The organism is Janthinobacterium svalbardense (genome assembly GCF_002327145.1).
Lineage (GTDB): Bacteria > Pseudomonadota > Gammaproteobacteria > Burkholderiales > Burkholderiaceae_D > Janthinobacterium > Janthinobacterium tructae.
The window spans coordinates 280291-297611 of the sequence record NZ_CP023422.1; the positions used below are offsets into that span (position 1 = coordinate 280291).

The 17321-nt window shown below is 61.9% G+C and carries 13 protein-coding genes; 10 read left to right on the forward strand and 3 right to left on the reverse strand.

Annotated elements, in window-relative coordinates:
* Nucleotides 1-12: 12 nt before the first annotated feature.
* On the forward strand, nucleotides 13-2454 hold the full coding sequence (locus tag CNX70_RS01175) for a heavy metal translocating P-type ATPase (RefSeq protein WP_096232798.1): 2442 nt from the start codon (nucleotides 13-15) through the stop codon (nucleotides 2452-2454).
* 2 nt (nucleotides 2455-2456) lie between these two features.
* A complete protein-coding gene (gene ccoS, locus CNX70_RS01180; RefSeq protein WP_096232800.1) occupies nucleotides 2457-2639 on the forward strand; it encodes a cbb3-type cytochrome oxidase assembly protein CcoS in 183 nt (60 codons plus the stop codon).
* Here the strand turns inward: ccoS and CNX70_RS01185 are convergent.
* A complete protein-coding gene (locus tag CNX70_RS01185; RefSeq protein WP_208624479.1) occupies nucleotides 2627-4099 on the reverse strand; it encodes a virulence factor in 1473 nt (490 codons plus the stop codon). The two genes, ccoS and CNX70_RS01185, sit on opposite strands and share 13 nt — an antisense overlap.
* A complete protein-coding gene (locus tag CNX70_RS01190; RefSeq protein WP_157750870.1) occupies nucleotides 4099-6237 on the reverse strand; it encodes a T6SS effector phospholipase Tle3 domain-containing protein in 2139 nt (712 codons plus the stop codon). The genes CNX70_RS01185 and CNX70_RS01190 overlap by 1 nt, the downstream gene beginning before the upstream one ends.
* Before the next feature lie 229 nt (nucleotides 6238-6466).
* On the opposite strand from CNX70_RS01190, the gene CNX70_RS01195 reads away from it, so the two are divergent.
* The 7 genes from CNX70_RS01195 to CNX70_RS01225 all read left to right on the forward strand — a co-directional run bounded on the left by CNX70_RS01195 (nucleotide 6467) and on the right by CNX70_RS01225 (nucleotide 13059).
* On the forward strand, nucleotides 6467-7678 hold the full coding sequence (locus CNX70_RS01195) for an ISL3 family transposase (protein WP_096232802.1): 1212 nt from the start codon (nucleotides 6467-6469) through the stop codon (nucleotides 7676-7678).
* Nucleotides 7679-7828: 150 nt separating this feature from the next.
* Nucleotides 7829-9256, forward strand: a complete 1428-nt coding sequence (gene ccoN, locus CNX70_RS01200) for a cytochrome-c oxidase, cbb3-type subunit I (RefSeq protein WP_096232804.1) — start codon at nucleotides 7829-7831, stop codon at nucleotides 9254-9256.
* Between the two features lie 15 nt (nucleotides 9257-9271).
* The gene (ccoO, locus tag CNX70_RS01205; protein WP_096232806.1) at nucleotides 9272-9886 is read left to right on the forward strand and encodes a cytochrome-c oxidase, cbb3-type subunit II; all 615 of its coding nucleotides are present in this window, start codon (nucleotides 9272-9274) and stop codon (nucleotides 9884-9886) included.
* 1 nt (nucleotide 9887) lies between these two features.
* Nucleotides 9888-10088, forward strand: a complete 201-nt coding sequence (locus CNX70_RS01210) for a cbb3-type cytochrome oxidase subunit 3 (RefSeq protein ID WP_096232809.1) — start codon at nucleotides 9888-9890, stop codon at nucleotides 10086-10088.
* A complete protein-coding gene (gene ccoP, locus CNX70_RS01215) occupies nucleotides 10081-11001 on the forward strand; it encodes a cytochrome-c oxidase, cbb3-type subunit III (RefSeq protein ID WP_096232811.1) in 921 nt (306 codons plus the stop codon). The genes CNX70_RS01210 and ccoP overlap by 8 nt, the downstream gene beginning before the upstream one ends.
* A 4-nt stretch (nucleotides 11002-11005) precedes the next feature.
* Nucleotides 11006-12388 (forward strand): cytochrome c oxidase accessory protein CcoG, encoded by a 1383-nt coding sequence (gene ccoG / locus CNX70_RS01220; RefSeq protein WP_096232813.1) that lies wholly within the window; start codon nucleotides 11006-11008, stop codon nucleotides 12386-12388.
* A 146-nt stretch (nucleotides 12389-12534) separates the two neighbouring features.
* Complete coding sequence (locus tag CNX70_RS01225; RefSeq protein WP_096232815.1) at nucleotides 12535-13059, forward strand: FixH family protein; 525 nt, start codon at nucleotides 12535-12537, stop codon at nucleotides 13057-13059.
* 126 nt (nucleotides 13060-13185) lie between these two features.
* Here the strand turns inward: CNX70_RS01225 and fnr are convergent, their stop codons facing one another.
* Complete coding sequence (gene fnr / locus CNX70_RS01230; RefSeq protein WP_071080086.1) at nucleotides 13186-13944, reverse strand: fumarate/nitrate reduction transcriptional regulator Fnr; 759 nt, start codon at nucleotides 13942-13944, stop codon at nucleotides 13186-13188.
* A gap of 239 nt (nucleotides 13945-14183) precedes the next feature.
* Between fnr and CNX70_RS01235 the strand changes: the two genes are divergently transcribed.
* Complete coding sequence (locus tag CNX70_RS01235; protein WP_096232817.1) at nucleotides 14184-17258, forward strand: response regulator; 3075 nt, start codon at nucleotides 14184-14186, stop codon at nucleotides 17256-17258.
* Nucleotides 17259-17321: the final 63 nt, after the last annotated feature.

Genomic DNA, 17321 nt, shown 5'->3' on the forward strand with positions numbered 1-17321 from the left:
GAAAACACACCTATGAATGCTGTTTTACAACCGTCCGCCTGCTTCCATTGCGGCTTGCCCGTGCCAAGCGGCTCGAACTGGCACGTCACCATCGACGAACTGCCGCGCGCCATGTGCTGCCCCGGCTGCGAAGCGGTGGCGCAAACCATCGTCGACATCGGCCAGAGCGCGTACTACCGCGACCGCGACGAATACGCCGTCAACGCGTTTGATGCCACCCTGATGCCGCCCGAGCTGCGTTTGTACAGCAATGACGACGCGCAATTCGCGCGCGACGCCAGCAGCTGCGAAGCGACCTTGTCCGTCGAAGGCATCCGCTGCGCCGCCTGCGTCTGGCTGATCGAACGTCAATTAACGCGCCTGCCCGGCGTGCAGGCGGCCAGCCTGAACGTTGCCACGGAGCGCCTGTACGTGCGCTGGAGCCGCGCCGAATGTGAACCGGGCGACATCCTGCAAGCCGTGCGGCAAGTCGGCTATACGGCCTATCCGTATGACGCCGTGCGCCATGGCGAGCGCCTGCAAAAAGCCAGCAAGACCCTGGGCCGCCAGCTATTCGTGGCGGGCCTGTCGATGATGCAGGTGATGATGTACGTGGCGCCCGCCTACCTGGCCGCCGAAGACGGCACACTGGACGACAGTATGGCCAGCCTGATGCGCTGGGCCAGCCTGCTGCTCACCTTACCGGCCATCTGCTATTCGGCCATGCCGTTTTTCCAGGGCGCCTGGGCCAGCCTGCGCGCACGCACACTGGGCATGGACGTGCCCGTGGCGCTGGGCATCCTGGCGGCCTTCTTTGGCAGCGTGGTGGCGACCTTTACGGGCCGCGGCGAGGTGTATTACGACTCGGCCACGATGTTCATCTTCCTGCTGCTGTGCAGCCGCTATTACGAGCTGCAGGCGCGCCGCAAGGCGGCCTCGGCGCTGGAGCGCTTGCAGCACGCCTTGCCCGCCTCGGCCTCGCTGATGGCGGGCTTTCCCGACAACCGCGCCACCACCCTGGTGCCGGCCGGTACGCTGGACGTGGGCGACATCATTTTAGTCAAACCGGGCGAGGCGATCGCCGCCGACAGCGTCATCATCGAAGGCACGAGCGCGCTCGATTTATCCCTGCTGACGGGCGAGAGTGCGGCGCAGCGGCGCAAGACGGGCGAACAGGTGCCGGGCGGAGCCATCAATGCCAGCGCGGCATTGATCCTGCGCGTCTTGAAACCGGCGCGTGAAAGCACCTTGTCCGATTTATTGAAACTCATCGAGCGGGCCGGCAGCGGCAAGCCGCAGATCGCGCAGTGGGCCGATAAAGTGGCTGCCTGGTTCGTGCTGGGCCTGCTGCTGTTTGCCATCGCCGTGTTCGCCTTCTGGAGCTGGCACGATGCGTCGCGGGCCTGGCCCGTGGCGATTGCCGTGCTTGTCGTGTCGTGCCCGTGTGCGCTTTCTCTCGCCACGCCGACGGCGCTGGCGGCCGCCACCGACAGCCTGCTGCGGCGCGGCGTGCTGATCGTCCAGCCGCATGTGCTGGAAACCTTGCACCGCGCCACCCATATCGTCTTCGACAAGACGGGCACCCTGACCCTGGGCCGGCCCGTGCTGCAACAGATCGAGGGACTCGGCAGCATGACGGAGGACGCCTGCCTGCAGGTGGCCGCCGCGCTGGAAGCGGGCAGCGCCCATCCGCTGGCACAGGCGATCCTGGCAGCCGCCGAAGTGTTGCCAGGACAGCAGCCGCGCGCGCATGCGGAACAATTGCAGGAAGTGCAGGGCCAGGGACTCGAAGGCGTGATCAATGGCGTACGCTACCGCCTGGGCAATGCGGCCTTTGTCGCCGCCATCGCCGGGCCGCCGCTGGGCGACACGGCCGTCGGCATGCAAGGCATGACACCGCTGTATCTGGGCACGCAGGGGTGCTGGCTCACGCGTTTCCTGCTCAGCGATGCGCTGCGCCCCGAGGCGCGCGAAGTGGTCGCGTATTTCCAGCGGCGCGGCAAGCAAGTCGTGCTGCTGAGTGGCGACCAGGAAGCGCTGACGCAAAGCGTGGCGATGGAACTGGGTATCAACACGGCGTGCGGCGAATGCCTGCCCGATGAAAAGCTCGATTTCGTGCAGCAATTGCAAGCGACGGGTGCCGTCGTGGCGATGGTCGGCGACGGCATCAACGACGCCGCCGTGCTGAGCGCGGCCGACGTCTCGTTCGCTATGGGTTCCGGCGCCGCGCTGGCGCAGGCGCATGCGGACACGGTGCTGCTGTCGAGCCAATTGGTGTCCGTGCTCGACACGGCGCAAACGGCGGCGCGCTGCATGCGCATCATCCGCGAAAACCTGGGCTGGGCCACCCTGTACAATCTGACGGCCATCCCGGCCGCCGCGCTGGGTTACCTCAACCCCTGGCTGTCCGGCGTCGGCATGGCTGCCAGCTCGGCGGTCGTCATCGCCAACGCCCTGCGCCTGCGGAAAGCCTGAACATGGAAGCACTCTACCTCCTCATCCCCTTAAGCGTCGTGGTCGTCTTCATCGCCCTGTGGGTGTATTTCACGGCCTCGGACAGCGGCCAGTTCGACGACCTCGTCGGACCGGGCCTGCGCGTGCTGCAGGACGACGATACGCCGCCGGAAGCGGCCCCCCCTCCGGCCACTCAACGCGAATAGCCTTGCGACCCCGGCCGCGCATCGAAGCGCCGGCCCCACCACGGTAAAAACACGGTGTTGCCGCCGCGCGCGCGGAACCACGGCTGCTCGTGGTCGACGGGCCGCACCACGGCCGGCGGCGCCACCACCAGCGCTGTCACACTTTCGCTATCGCTGCTGCCCGCCACCAGCACGGGCCGGCCCACGTGGTTGGCATAAGCGATGGCCAGCGCCACGTTGGTCAGCGCCGTGCCCGCGCCCGTCTCGCCCAGCAGCGCCGGCATGTTGAAGGTCTGCCGGTTGAAATCGAAGTCGGGCAATTGCTGCGTCAGGCTTTGCGCCAGCGGGCCGAGCCGTTCTGACGAGACCGGATAGGTGCTGCCGGCATCGTGGATGACGTAGCCGATGGCGTCATCGTTCAGTTGCGCATTGCGGGCGGCAGCGTCGATGGCGCCGCTCCACGCCTGCACGGTGCGCGGGGAAGCGCCCTTGTCGGCGGTGAAATCGGCGACCTTGCGCGTGGCGGGAAAACCCAGCCAGGCCAACGGCGCGCGGTCAGTCTTGTAGCCGGGACCGGCCAGCACCAGCAAGACCATGTTTTCATTGATCTGCTCATCCTTGGGCGGATAACTGGGCGCATCCCAGTTCATCACCCACACCGTCTTGTCGGGGTTGGCCTGCAGATAAGCCAGCCCCGCCGCCAGTGACGTAAAACCCGCATTGGCGCCGCCCAGGGTCACGCGCACGTCGGGCGGCGTGGCCGTGGTCCAGGAATCGGGGAAGGAGGGGTTGCCGATGCTGAAGGCATCGGTAATCGTTTCAACGATATACTTTCCCGCCTCGTCTGGATCAAGGCGTCCAGCCGGCAAGGCATATTCCACATGAATACCAGCCAGTTCACGGCGCGTGGATTTATCGGTCAGCGAATGGGCGTTGTAAAAATATTCTGCGTTGGAAAAATAGATATCCCGGAAAAGATAAATCAATTCCTCCACATACTTTTCATGATATCCACTGAAGGTTTCCCGGCCCTTGTTGCCGGAAGCGATCATGCCGATCGATTGCACCTTGCCAAAACGCACAGGATTTTCCTTTACTTTGCTATCGTCCTTGTTCGGCTTGGCCAGCCCCAGTGTCCACAGCAGTTGCCACTCGGTCGGATAGTCGCGCCGCTGCAGGGGATTGAGCCACTGCACGCCCACGACCTGTGCCATGTAGGGTTGCTGTGGCGCGGCGGACTCGAATGCCGCAATCGGTATGGCTACCGGCGCCTTGTTGGCGCAGGCCGAGGTCAGAAAAAGCACGGCAAGCGCCAGCAGGGCTGGCATCAATAGTAGTCGTTTCATCAGCAATCCTTCTTCAAGAGGAACGTCGACTGGCGGGGCATGCAATACCGACCAGAGTGCAATACCAAACGCAAGACTGAAAACAAATATGCTCCAACCCAGCCGGCGCGGTAAGGTAGCAATCAAGTTACGCATCAGGAGGTCTCCGGGCGCTTGTACATGCGCTCATCCACAATTTCAGAAGGCATGCGCCCTGTGCTGCCATCACTTTGAACCCACTCCAATAACGGCTTTTTTTCAAACAAACCAAGCCTGAAATATTCAAGAAAAATTCTGTTTGAATTACCCTTTTTTTCCAACTCCTTCAACAATCGCCAATCCGCAATCACTCTCAATTCCCGCATCGCCTCCTCGCCGATATGACCCACCCCAATCGCCACGTCATACGCCAGCGCCTTTTCCGCGTGCCGGGGATTGGTCAGGATGGTGGAGTGGTCGGTGGCATGCGTGTCGCAGGTGGCTACCAGTTGCCCCTGGATTTCCTGCTTGCGCCATTCCAAATATTCCGGCGTGGCGGTGGACAGGTCGTCTTCCATCATCGCCTTGCCGTCATTGCCGTCCAGCTTCTCGCGGCGGGCCTTCATGCGCAGGCGGGCATGGTCTTCGTAGCGCAATGCCGCCTCGGTATCGCGGTCGCCCTGCGGCGTGCCGCCCACGCTTGTATCGGCATACGGTTCGCCTGCCTGGCGCGCCTTGCCAGCATGGCGGTGCGTGCCGGGCGGCTCGATATCCTGGTCGAATTGAGGGCTGGGGTGGCCAAAGCGCATGGACTGCGGTGTAAACACTTCCGGCAAGGCGGGCGCCGTCACGGGGATACGCCAGTCATCGGGCGGCACGGCATTGATGGGGGTCTTCAGCATCTTCATGAGGGCCGACATGGCGGCGGCCGTGCGCACGCTCGCCGCCTTGCCGGCCGCGCTGGTGCTGGCGCGCACGCCCTTGTCTGGATCGTATCTGGAGATCGGCGAATGAGGATGCCAGAAATCGGCACTGCCCCGCGCGGGCTGGCGATAGTGATTGCTCCAATAGTCATAATCGCCGTGCTGGCCAACGGGAAAGCCTTGCGCAAACACCCGCTGGGTAAACACACCGTCGCCGCGCGTGGCCTTGATCTGTTCGGCGCTGAGACCCAACCAGCCGATGCCCTGGATGGGCGTGGCGGAAATCACCTGGTCGTGCGGATTGCAATACAGGGTGACGCGGCCGCGCGTCGTCGGCTGCGGGCCGCAGGCATAGGCGGCCCGGTCCTTGTCCAGCGTGAAATCATGGCGCACGTTGGCGGCCATGCACGCCAAGGCGGCAGACATGGGCGGCTCCTTGGCCTGGCCGCGCACGATGTCGAAAAATGCCGCCAGGGTCTTGCGGCGCGCCTCGCCGCTTTGCCGGCCTACATTGCCATCGACATCCCTGACTTGCCCCTGCAGCCAGCCTTCCGTATCGTTTCTGCGCAACAGGCTGTACGGAGGGTTGCACAAGACATAAGTATCGGCCACGCAACGGCCGCTTTTGCCTGCCGCATCCTGCACCTCGGCCATCTTATTGCCCAGAAACGCGGCCGCCATGCCCACCATATTGCCCTGGCTGTGACACACCAGGGTGATGGGCACGTCGGCCTGCTGCCTGCGGATGGCCGCCACCAGGTGCGCCAGGCGTAGCGCGGCCAGCACGAAGTAGGGGCGCGGTGGGCAGGCATACACGATGCGGTCGTTGACGGGATTGAGATGCTCGATATGGATGAACAGGAAGAGGGCGTCCGACAAGCCCTCGCCCCACAGGTCCGGCAGCGAGGAGCAGCCATTGGCGAACGGGCCGCCGCCCCAGTAAGCGTGTTCGTTCAGGTAGACCGAATCGCCATACGCCTGCAACTCCTTGTCGCTGGCCTTGTAGCCCCAGCGGAACTGGATCACGGGCGAGAAATGCGCTTGCGGCCCGATGAAGGTGCTGGCCGTATAGTCGGGATCGACATAGCCGTCATCGCTCAGTTCGCTCCGGTAATGTAGCGGCGTGAGTTGCCCGCCCTGCGCCGTGGCATGCGCCATATGCTCGTCGCAGCGCTTCATGCGCGCGTTCAGGCCGGCGCACAGGCCGGCTTCGGCCGCGCGGTACCATTCGCCGTCGGAATTGACGCCATGCACGAAGATGACGATGCCCGGCGACGGCGCCTGCACCAGGCAAGCGAGCTTGCCGTGATCGAACAGGGTCGTGCCCTCGGCCTTGCCGACGACCAGGTCCACCTGGGCATCAAACGAATCGCGGCGTGCGGGGTCTTCCATGGCGGGCCTTGGGGGTGTCTGGACTAGCCACTCTAAGTCATTGCCTCCACGCACGTTTTACGCCATGTCAAGCCAGCGCTTGCAGGGATCTTGCATGGCTTTTTTTAGGTTCTTCGCGTTTAGTGGGGGAAGATGGGCTTGACGGTTTGCGGAGGGGGTGGCGGTAAAGGGTTTGAGTTGGTAAATTAGTTGTCGCCAAACGAACAATTTACCTAACCACTTTACCGCCATGCTCAATGCTATGTCTTCTCTTCCATTTTGGGAAGGGCATGTTGTCGATTCCATCACCGAGTTGGACGAAGGTTCGCTGTTAATTACGCTCGATGCCGCGCCCGAAGCTGAGGCGCTATGCGGCGCCTGCCGCCAAGCGTGCGCGTTGGTTCATGAGCGGCGATGGCGGCAGGTACGTGACCGCGATATTCTGGATCGGCGTGTCTGGATCAAGGTTGCAGTGCGCCGTCTCGACTGCCATCATTGCGGCGCCCGGGTTGCCGAACATATTACGTGGCTTGACCGCCGTTCACGCATGACGCACCGCGTGCGCATCTGGGTGGAATCCCTGGTGCAAATGCTGCCCATCGCGCATGTCGCCAAACTCACTGGTCTGCATTGGCATACGATCAAGGCGATCGATCTGCGCCGCCTTGAGCACTTGCATGGCGAGTTTTCCGCGCCGGAAGTACGTCGCCTTGTCATGGATGAATTCGCCCTGCACAAGGGACATCGCTATGCCACGGTTGTCATGGACGCCCAGCGCATGCGTGTATTGTGGGTCGGCGAAGGCAATAGCAGGGCCGCGATCCGCCCCTTTTTTGAACTCCTGGGCACGGAAGGCTGCGCCCGGATTGAGGCGGTGGCGATGGACATGAACACGGCGATGGATCTCGAAGTACGTGAGCATTGTCCCAACGCCGAAGTCGTCTACGATCTGTTTCATGTGGTGGCGCGTTTTGGCCGCGACGTCGTTGATCGGGTGCGCGTCGATCAAGCCAATGCATTGCGCGCTGATCCCAAAGGACGCCAGATCATCAAGCGTAGCCGATGGCTGTTGCTGCGCAATCGTGACAATCTGGACGATGATCATGCCGTCAAACTTGAAGAACTGCTCGCCGCGAATGTCCCTTTGGCCACGGTCTACTTACTCAAGACTGAGCTCAAGGAAATCTGGTATGCGCCGTCCGTTCGTGAGGGTGCCCGGCGTTGGAAGCGTTGGATGAAATTGGCGCGCGATAGCGAGATTGCGCCCGTCATCCAGTTCGCCAAGCGGCTGCGAAAATACGTCCGAGGCATCATCGCTTCGGCCATCTATCCGATGAATTCCTCCATCCTGGAAGGCGTCAATAATCGCATTAAAGTCATCAAGCGCATGGCCTATGGATTTCGCGACTCGGCATATTTCTTCCTGAAAATCAAGGACGCCTTCCCCGGCAAAGTGCGATGAACCTTCTTTTACCCAAATCACAATTTATTTCGATGTCAGTTAGCTACGCTTATTTCATCCGGGGAATTTTGATCCACATCAAAGTTTTTTCGCGGTCAAACACTTACTCTCTGGCCACCATCATAAATAGTAATTCCAGGGAGAGTCTTTGTGGATCAATCGCTGAACTATAACTACAAGATCGTGAAGCAATTCGCGGTCGCTACTGTGGTATGGGGCATCATCGGCATGCTGGTTGGCGTTATCATCGCCGCTCAGTTGGCCTGGCCTGCCCTGAACCTCGACATACCTTGGCTGACATACGGACGCTTGCGTCCGCTGCACACGAATGCGGTCATTTTCGCCTTCGGCATCTGCGGCCTGTTCGCCACCTCGTACTACGTTGTACAACGCACCTGCCAGGTGCGCCTGTTTTCCGACAAACTGGCCGCCTTCACCTTCTGGGGCTGGCAAGCAGTGATTCTGGCAGCGGTGGTCACCCTGCCGATGGGCATGACGCGCGGCAAGGAATACGCCGAGCTGGAATGGCCCATCACCATCCTCATCGCCGTCGTCTGGATCGCCTACGCCATCGTGTTCTTCGGCACCCTGATCAAGCGCAAGGTCAAGCATATCTACGTGGCCAACTGGTTCTTCGGCGCCTACATCCTGGCCGTGACGATCTTGCACGTGGTCAATGGCGCCGTCAGCCCCGCTTCGGCCACCAAATCCTACTCCGCCTACAGCGGCGTGCAGGACGCGATGATCCAGTGGTGGTACGGCCATAACGCGGTGGGTTTCATCCTCACCGCCGGCTATCTGGGCATGGTTTACTACTTCATCCCGAAACAGGCCGAGCGCCCCGTGTACTCGTACCGCCTGTCCATCGTCCACTTCTGGGCGCTGATCTTTACCTACATGTGGGCCGGCCCGCATCACCTGCACTACACGGCCTTGCCTGACTGGACGCAATCGATCGGTATGGTTTTCTCGCTGGTTCTGCTGGCACCAAGCTGGGGCGGCATGATCAACGGCATCATGACCCTGTCGGGCGCCTGGCACAAGCTGCGCACCGATCCGATCCTGAAATTCATGATCGTCTCGCTGTCGTTTTACGGCATCGCCACCTTCGAAGGTCCGATGATGTCGATCAAGACCATCAACTCGCTGTCGCACTACACCGACTGGACCGTTGCCCACGTACACGCGGGCGCCCTGGGCTGGGTGGGCTTCATCACTATGGGTTCGATCTACTATCTGCTGCCACGCCTGGCGGGCCGCACGCAGATGCACAGCACGCGTTTGGTCGACGTGCACTTCTGGGTGGCCACCATCGGCATCGTGCTGTACATCGCCGCAATGTGGATCGCCGGCGTGATGCAGGGCCTGATGTGGCGCGCGGTCAATCCGGACGGCACCCTGACCTACACCTTTGTCGAGAGCGTGAAAGCCACGTATCCGTACTACGTGGTGCGCGTGGCCGGTGGCCTGCTGTACCTGTCGGGTATGTGCATCATGGGCTACAACACCTGGATGACCTTGCGCGGCAGCAAACTCCCCGTCGCCCGCATTCCGGAACTGAACGCGGCGCACGCCTGATAGGAGCGAAAGCAAATGAAATTTTCACATGCATGGATTGAGAGAAACCCCTGGCTGCTGATCGCCCTGGTCACGGTAGTGATCAGTATCGGCGGCGCCGTCGAGATCGTCCCCCTGTTCTTCCAGAAGAGCACGACGGAGCCGGTCGCCGGCCTGAAGCCGTATTCGCCGCTGCGCCTGGCTGGCCGCGACATTTACGTGCGCGAAGGCTGCTACAACTGCCACTCGCAGATGGTGCGTCCGCTGCGCGCGGAAACGGAACGCTATGGCCACTATTCGGTCGCTGGCGAGTTCGTGTATGACCGTCCGTTCCAGTGGGGTTCCAAGCGCACGGGGCCGGACCTGGCCCGCGTGGGCGCCCGCTACAGCGATGAATGGCACCGCACGCACTTGAACAACCCACGCGACGTGGTGCCCGAATCGAACATGCCGGGCTACCCATGGCTGGCGAAGACCAAGCTGGTGCCTGACGACATCATGCCGAAGATGCGCGCCCTGAAACGCCTCGGCGATCCGTACAGCGATGCGGAAATCGCCGCCGCGCCGGCCCAGCTGCAGGACAAGACGGAAGAAGACGCCCTGGTCGCCTATCTGCAAGGCCTCGGTACATTAATCAAAACAAGGAATTAGCATGGCAATCGAAAACCTGTTTGACAGCGCCAGCAGCGTCATGACGGTGGTTTCCTTTACGACGTTCGTAGGCATCCTGTGGTGGACGTTCAGCCGCAGCAATAGCGACTTCGACGCGGCGGCGCGCCTGCCGTTCGACGACGAGGCGCTCGACTACGCGGCCGAGGCCGCACCGGCACAAGGGGAGCGCAACCATGGCTGACTTTACCAATGGCTTCTGGAATATCTACATCATCGTGCTGTCCCTGCTGGGCATCATCGGCTGCGGCGTGCTGCTGTACTCGCAGTCGAAAATCAAAGTGGTCGAAGGCGCGCCTGCCGACGGCACCACGGGCCACGTCTGGGACGAGGACTTGAAGGAGCTCAATACGCCGATGCCGCGCTGGTGGATGTGGTTGTTCTACATCACCATCGTCTTCGCCCTGGCGTATCTGTTCCTGTACCCTGGCCTGGGCAACTATGCCGGCAGCCTGGGCTGGAAATCGACGGGCCAGTACGAAGAAGAGCTGAAGAAGGCGGAAGCCGACTACGGTCCTTTGTTCAACAAGTACCTGAGCCAGGACTTGAAGACGGTGGCCGCCGATCCGCAGGCGCATGCCATCGGCCAGCGTTTGTTCCTGACCTACTGCGCGCAATGTCACGGTTCGGATGCACGCGGCAACAAGGGCTTCCCCAACCTGACCGACAAGGACTGGCTGTATGGCGGTGAACCCGACATCATCAAGACCACCATCCTGCATGGCCGCAATGGGCAGATGCCACCGATGGGCGCCGCCCTGGGCTCCGAAAAGGATGTCGAGAACGTGGCCCATTATGTGCTGAGCCTGTCCGGTTCCACCTCGGACCCCGTCAAATCCGTGCTGGGCAAAGCCAAGTTCGGCGCCTGCATGGCCTGTCACGGTGCCGATGCGAAGGGCAATCAAATGCTCGGTTCGCCTAACCTGACGGACAAGATCTGGCTGTACGGCGGCAGTGCTGATACCATCATGGAAACCATCCGCAAGGGACGCAGCAACACCATGCCGGCCTTCAGCGATTTCCTCGGCGAGTCCAAGGTCCACGTGCTGTCGGCCTATGTCTGGAGCCTGTCGAATCCCCAGACGCCCGTGAAATGATGTAATGGAACCTCAAGTCATCAAGATGTATGCGGCCCGCGAGCAGATCTACCCTCGCGAGGCCAAAGGACGCTACGCTACCTGGCGATGGGTATGCGTATGGCTTACCCAGCTGGCGTTCTACGGCTTGCCGTGGTTGACCTGGAATGGCAGGCAAGCCCTGCTGTTCGATTTGACCACGCGCAAGTTCTACATTTTCGGCGTCGTGCTGTGGCCCCAGGATTTCATCTATCTGGCGGCCCTGCTGATCATCTGTGCGTATTTGTTGTTCCTCGTCACGGCCATCGCCGGGCGGGTGTGGTGCGGGTTCTCTTGCCCGCAAACGGTATACACGGAAATCTTCCTGTGGGTCGAACGCCGCATCGAGGGCACGCGCAGCGCGCGCATGGCCCTCGACAAGCAGGGCCCCTCCGTGCGCAAGGCCTTCAAGAAGACGGCCAAGCACCTGGCATGGGGCGCCATCGCCCTGTGGACGGGCTTTACCTTTGTCGGCTATTTCACGCCGATCAAGGAACTGGCGCGCGAGGTGACCACCCTCAATTTCGGTCCCTGGGAATGGTTCTGGGTCTTGTTCTACAGCCTGGCAACCTACGGCAACGCGGGCTGGCTGCGCGAGCAGGTGTGCAAATACATGTGCCCCTACGCGCGCTTCCAGAGCGCCATGTTCGACCAGGACACGCTGATCATCACCTACGATGCCAAGCGCGGCGAACCGCGTGGCGCCATCAGCAAGAAGGCTGGCAACAACGACAAGCTGGGCGATTGCATCGACTGCACCCTGTGCGTGCAAGTGTGTCCGACCGGCATCGATATCCGCAACGGCCTGCAGTATGAATGCATCGGCTGCGCCGCCTGCGTCGATGCCTGCAATACCGTGATGGACAAGGTCGACCGGCCGCGGGGACTGGTACGCTACAGTACCGACCATGCGATGGAAAACAACTTCAGTTCGAAGCAGATCCGCCAGCGCGCCATGCGCCCGCGCGTGCTGATCTACACTTCCATCCTGGCCCTGATCATCATCGCCGTGTGTACCTCGCTGGCGCTGCGCACGCCCCTGAAAATGGACGTGATCCGCGACCGCGGTTCGATGGGACGCGAAGTGGAAGACGGCATGATCGAAAACGTCTACCGCTTGCAGATCATGAACACCTCGGAGCAAACCCAGCATTTCAAAATCAGCGCTTCCGGCTTGCCGGGCCTGACCTTGCTGACGCGCGAAGAGGTGACCTTGCAGCCGACGGAAACGCTGGGCTGGCCGATCCGCCTGCGCGTACCGCACGGCGTGGGAGAAAAGGGCTCGAACAAGATTGCGATCGAATTGCACTCGCTGGACGACCCATCGCTGCATGTGCGTGAAAGCGCGGTATTCATCGTACCGCGGTGATGTTGATTCGGGGTCGGACCCTCTGGGTCCGACCCCGGTATTTCGCCGTAGGGGTAGCATCAAACATGCGTTAGCTTTACTTTATTTTCAACCCAGAAGCAAAAGCTGGGGTCAGACCCAAAGGGTCTGACCCCAAGGAGAACAAAATGTCCGACAGTCTCAAGCTGCAAGCCCCCGTTGCCCCGTGGTACAAGCATCGCTGGCCATGGCTGCTGATGATCGGTCCCGGCCTGTCCGTGGTCGTCGGCAGCTGCATGGCGTATATCGCGTTTACGCAGCCCGATGCCCTGGTGGTGGGTGATTATTACAAGCAGGGCAAGGCGATCAACCAGGATTTGCGGCGCGACACGATCGCCAGCGACCTGGCGATGGATACCAGCCTGTCGTATGACGTTGCTGCAGCGCGCCTGAGTGGTTCCGTGCACAGCTTCGGCAAGGCTTACCAGGGTCCGCTGCAGTTGCATCTGGCGCATGCGACCTTGCCGGAAAAAGATATCAAGCTGCTGGTGCAGCCCGATGCGGCCGGCAATTTCTCCGTGGCGCTGCCGATGCTCGAGCGCAGCCGCTGGCAAGTACTGGTGGAAAACGACAAACGCGAGTGGCGCCTGTCCGGCATCTGGACCTGGCCCCTGCAGCGCAGCATCGCGCTGCATGCGGATGAAGAGCTATAACGTACAGCGCCGGGAAAAAACCGTAGCGAGCGGCAGTGATTTGTGGCTAAGAAGCGCAGCTGTGCTAGAGCACAGCGAGCATCGCAGGCCGCAAAGCGCGACGCGCAGTAGGTTTTGACGGTGCTGTTATTTACAGACGTCCGTGCCGGCTGTAATGGCCTTCAATTTTGCTGGCTGCAAGATCTCGATCTCGCGGTTGGAGACGCGCAGCCAGCCTTCCTTCTTGAATTTCGACAATAAACGGCTGACGCTTTCGATGGTCAGCCCCAGGTAATTGCCGATTTCCTCGCGCGACATGCGCAGCTGAAATTTGCTGGCCGAATAGCCGCGCGCTTCATAGCGCGAGGCCAGGTTGACGATAAAGGCGGCAAAACGCTGGGTCGCCTGCATATTGCCCAGCAACAGCATGACGCTTTGCTCGCGTGTGATTTCCTGGCTCATCATGCGATGGAAATGGCGCAGCAGGGTCGGCATATTGCCCAGCAACTGTTCCAGGCTGGAAAACGGAATTTCACACACTTCGCTGTCTTCCAGCGCCACCGCATTACAGTGGTGGCGGTCGGCGCTGATGGCGTCCATGCCCAGCAGTTCGCCAGCCATCTGGAAACCCGTCACCTGCTCTTCACCGCCCGGATTGATCTGGTACGTCTTGAAGTGCCCCAGGCGGATCGCGTACAGATTCTGGAACGAGTCGCCGATGCGGAACAGCGAGGCACCGCGCACGATCTTGCGGCGGCGGCCGATGATCTGGTCCAGCCTGTCCATGTCGCCCACATCGAGGCCCATCGGCAGGCACAATTGATGCATGCTGCAGGTCGAGCATCGCGCACGCAACGCTTCCACGGTCACTGTGGGCATGGTGGGAGTGAGTAGCGCTTCAGTCATGTCGGTACCTTTTAGAAAATGCAATAACGAGTTTACTGCATACAGGGTTGCCGTGTGCCAATTTCACCGCATTTCCGCTGAATAAACGACGTTCCAACCTTGATTATATGGCAACATCGTTAAAAGCCCATGTGGGAAAGGCAATTTGCGCGACGCCGCTTGCCAAGTTGATGTATTGATAGGAAAATTCCCGACAGCATTCTCTGCCGCCTGTACCGCCCGGTACTGAAAAGGAAATCATGAAGCCTCTCGGCATCAAAGCAAAAGTCGCGCTGGCCACCAGCCTGACCTCGATCGCCATGATCGCGCTGGTCACCATGATACAGGTGCAGCACATGCGCGCCGACTTCACCCGAGTACTGCTGAGCCAGCAATCTGCCCTGATCAGCCGCACCGCTGCCGAACTCGACGACAAGCTGGGCATGCTGCTGCAGATCGTCACGCTGACGGCCAGGCAGCAGCCGCCGGAATTGATCGCCCAGCCCGCCCAATTACGCGAATACTATTCGCGCCGCTCGATGCTGGTGCTGTTCGACGACGTGCTGGTGCTCGATGCGCAAGGCGCCGTCGTGGCCGACATGCCGGAAGTGGCGGGGCGCGCCGGCATCAACGTCGCCGAGCGCGAGTATTTCCAGACCGTCCTGCGCACGCGCCAGCCCATGATCACCGAGCCGATGCTGGGCAAATCGAGCGGCATGCCCATCGTGCAGATGGTGGCGCCCGTGCTCACGGCCGATGGCCAGGTGGCCGGCGTGGTGATCGGTGTGCTGCGCCTGTACAAGGACAACCTGCTGGGACGCCTGCGTTCGGAAAAGATCGGCAAGAGCGGCTATTACTTCATCCTCACGCGCGGCGCCGTGCCGCGCTACGTGCTGCACCCCGATACCAACCGTTTGCTGCAGCCACGCCTGCCGAACGCCAACCTGACCACCACCGAGTTGTTGAGGCAAGATGGCGAAGGCAGCATGGTCAGCACCAACAGCCGCAGCATCACGGCCGTCAACAGCTTCAAACGCCTGAAATCCGTGAACTGGCTGCTGGCCGCCTCGCTGCCTCTCGACGATGCCTTCGAACCGTTCGATGGCGTACTGTACCGGCTGGTGCTGTGGAGCATCCTCGCTTCGCTACTGGCCGCGTTTATTCTGGGCTGGGTCACCGTGCGCCTGCTGTCTCCGCTGGTGCGCCTGCGTGACACGCTGCAAGCCATGCGCACCAGCGGCAGCCGTTTCACGCCCGTGCCGGTGCGGCAGCGCGACGAGATCGGCGAACTGACGGAAGCGTTCAACGGCCTGATGAGCGAACGCGACCGCCTGCAGCAGGAACTCGAAGCGCGCGCGACGGAGCTGGAACAGGAGCGCGACCGGGCCGAGGCGGCCAACCGCGCGAAGAGCGATTTCGTGGCCAATATGAGCCATGAAATCCGCACGCCCCTGAATGCCGTACTGGGCATGGTGTATTTGCTGGGCAATACCAGGCTCGATACGGAACAGCGCAAGTATCTGACCATGGTGCGCGTGGCGGGCCAGTCGCTGCTGGGCATCCTCAACGACGTGCTCGACTATTCGAAGATTGAGGCGCGCCGCATGGAATTGTCGCCCGTCGAATTCGACCTCGACGAGGTCATGAACACGCTGGCCACGACGATGACCATGAATGCGGGCGAAAAGGAGCTGGAACTGGCCATCGCCGTCGAACCCGACGTGCCGCGGCGCCTGGTGGGCGACGCCCAGCGCCTGCAGCAAATTCTCGTCAACCTGGCCGGCAACGCCATCAAGTTTACCGAGAGCGGCGAGGTGGTGGTGGCCGTCAGCCTGGCCGAAAGCCAGCAAGGCCGCGCCTGGCTGCGCTTCGAAGTACGCGACACGGGCATCGGCATGACGGAGTTGCAGCAACAGCAGCTGTTTGCCGCCTTTTCACAGGGTGACCAGAGCATCACGCGGCGCTTCGGCGGCACGGGCCTGGGCCTGGCCATCAGCAAGCAGCTGATCCACATGATGGGCGGTGATATCGCCGTGGCCAGCAGCGAAGGCAAGGGCAGCCGCTTCTGGTTCAGCGTGCCGTTCGAGATGCTGGCGCAGCCGGCCGAAACGCGGCGCACGCCAGCCCTGGGCCAGTTGCGCCTGCTGGTGGCCGACGATAACCGCACCACGCGCGAACTGATCGTCAAGCTGATCGAGGCCTGGGGCTGGCTGGCCGACGAAGTGGACTCCGGCTTTGCCGCCATCGAACTGTACCGCGAACGCCTGGCGCAGCAGCAGCCGTACGACGTGGTGCTGGCCGACTGGCACATGCCCGTCATGGACGGCCTGGCCACGGCCAAGGCCATCCGCCAGGCGGCCAGCGGCCAGCGCCAGCCCATCGTGGTGATGGTCAACGCCTTCGCGCGCAACCACCTGGAGGAAATCTCCAGCGCGGCCGAGGCCGATGTCGTGCTGATGAAGCCAATCACGGGTTCGAGCCTGTTCGACGCCCTGCACCAGGCGCTGATCGCCAAGAACGACGGCGGCGAACAGCGCATCCTGCACCAGCCGCTGGGCACGGAACTGGCCGGCGTGCATTTCCTGCTGGTGGAAGACAATCATTTGAACCAGGCCGTGGCGCGCGGCATCCTCGAGCACATGGGCGCCACCCTGGACGTGGTGGGCGACGGCTTGCAAGCCGTGGAACGGCTGCGCACGGAGGCGCTGCGCTACGACATCGTGCTGATGGACATGCAAATGCCCGTCATGGACGGTTTCAGTGCCACCCATATCATCCGCACGGAACTGCGCTTGAACTTGCCCGTGATCGCCATGACGGCCGGCGTGCTGGCGTCCGAGCGCGAGCGCTGCATGACGGCCGGCATCAGCGATTTCATCGCCAAACCCGTGGTGGTGGAAGAGATGATGGCAGTCATCCTGCGCCACCTGCCGAAGCGCCCGCCAGTGCAGACGGCCGAGCCGGTGACAGTTGCCGATGAGGAGGTATTTTCCATGGCGCCGCTGATGCGCGTGATGGGCCGCGATGCAAAAGGCCGCGGCGTGCTGCGGCGCATGGTGGAAGACGCCCTGAACAAGGGCATGACGCCCGTGCGCGACGCCGAAACAGCGTTGCAAACGGGCCGCCACAGCGACGTGGCGCGCATCCTGCACGGCGTGCGCGGTTCCGTGGGTACCCTGGGCACGAAGCGCCTGATCCGCGCCGCGTTTGCCACCGAGGAAGCCATCGACGCGGGCCGCCTGGACGCCGTGCCGGCGCTGCTGGCGCACACGGCGCAGGAACTGGAACTGGCGCTGGCGGCGGCGGCCGATTGGTTGTCCAGGCTGAAGGACTAGCACCCAAACGCCTAAGAAAACCGTAGCGAGCGGCAGTGAGTTGTGGCTAAGAAGCGCAACCGT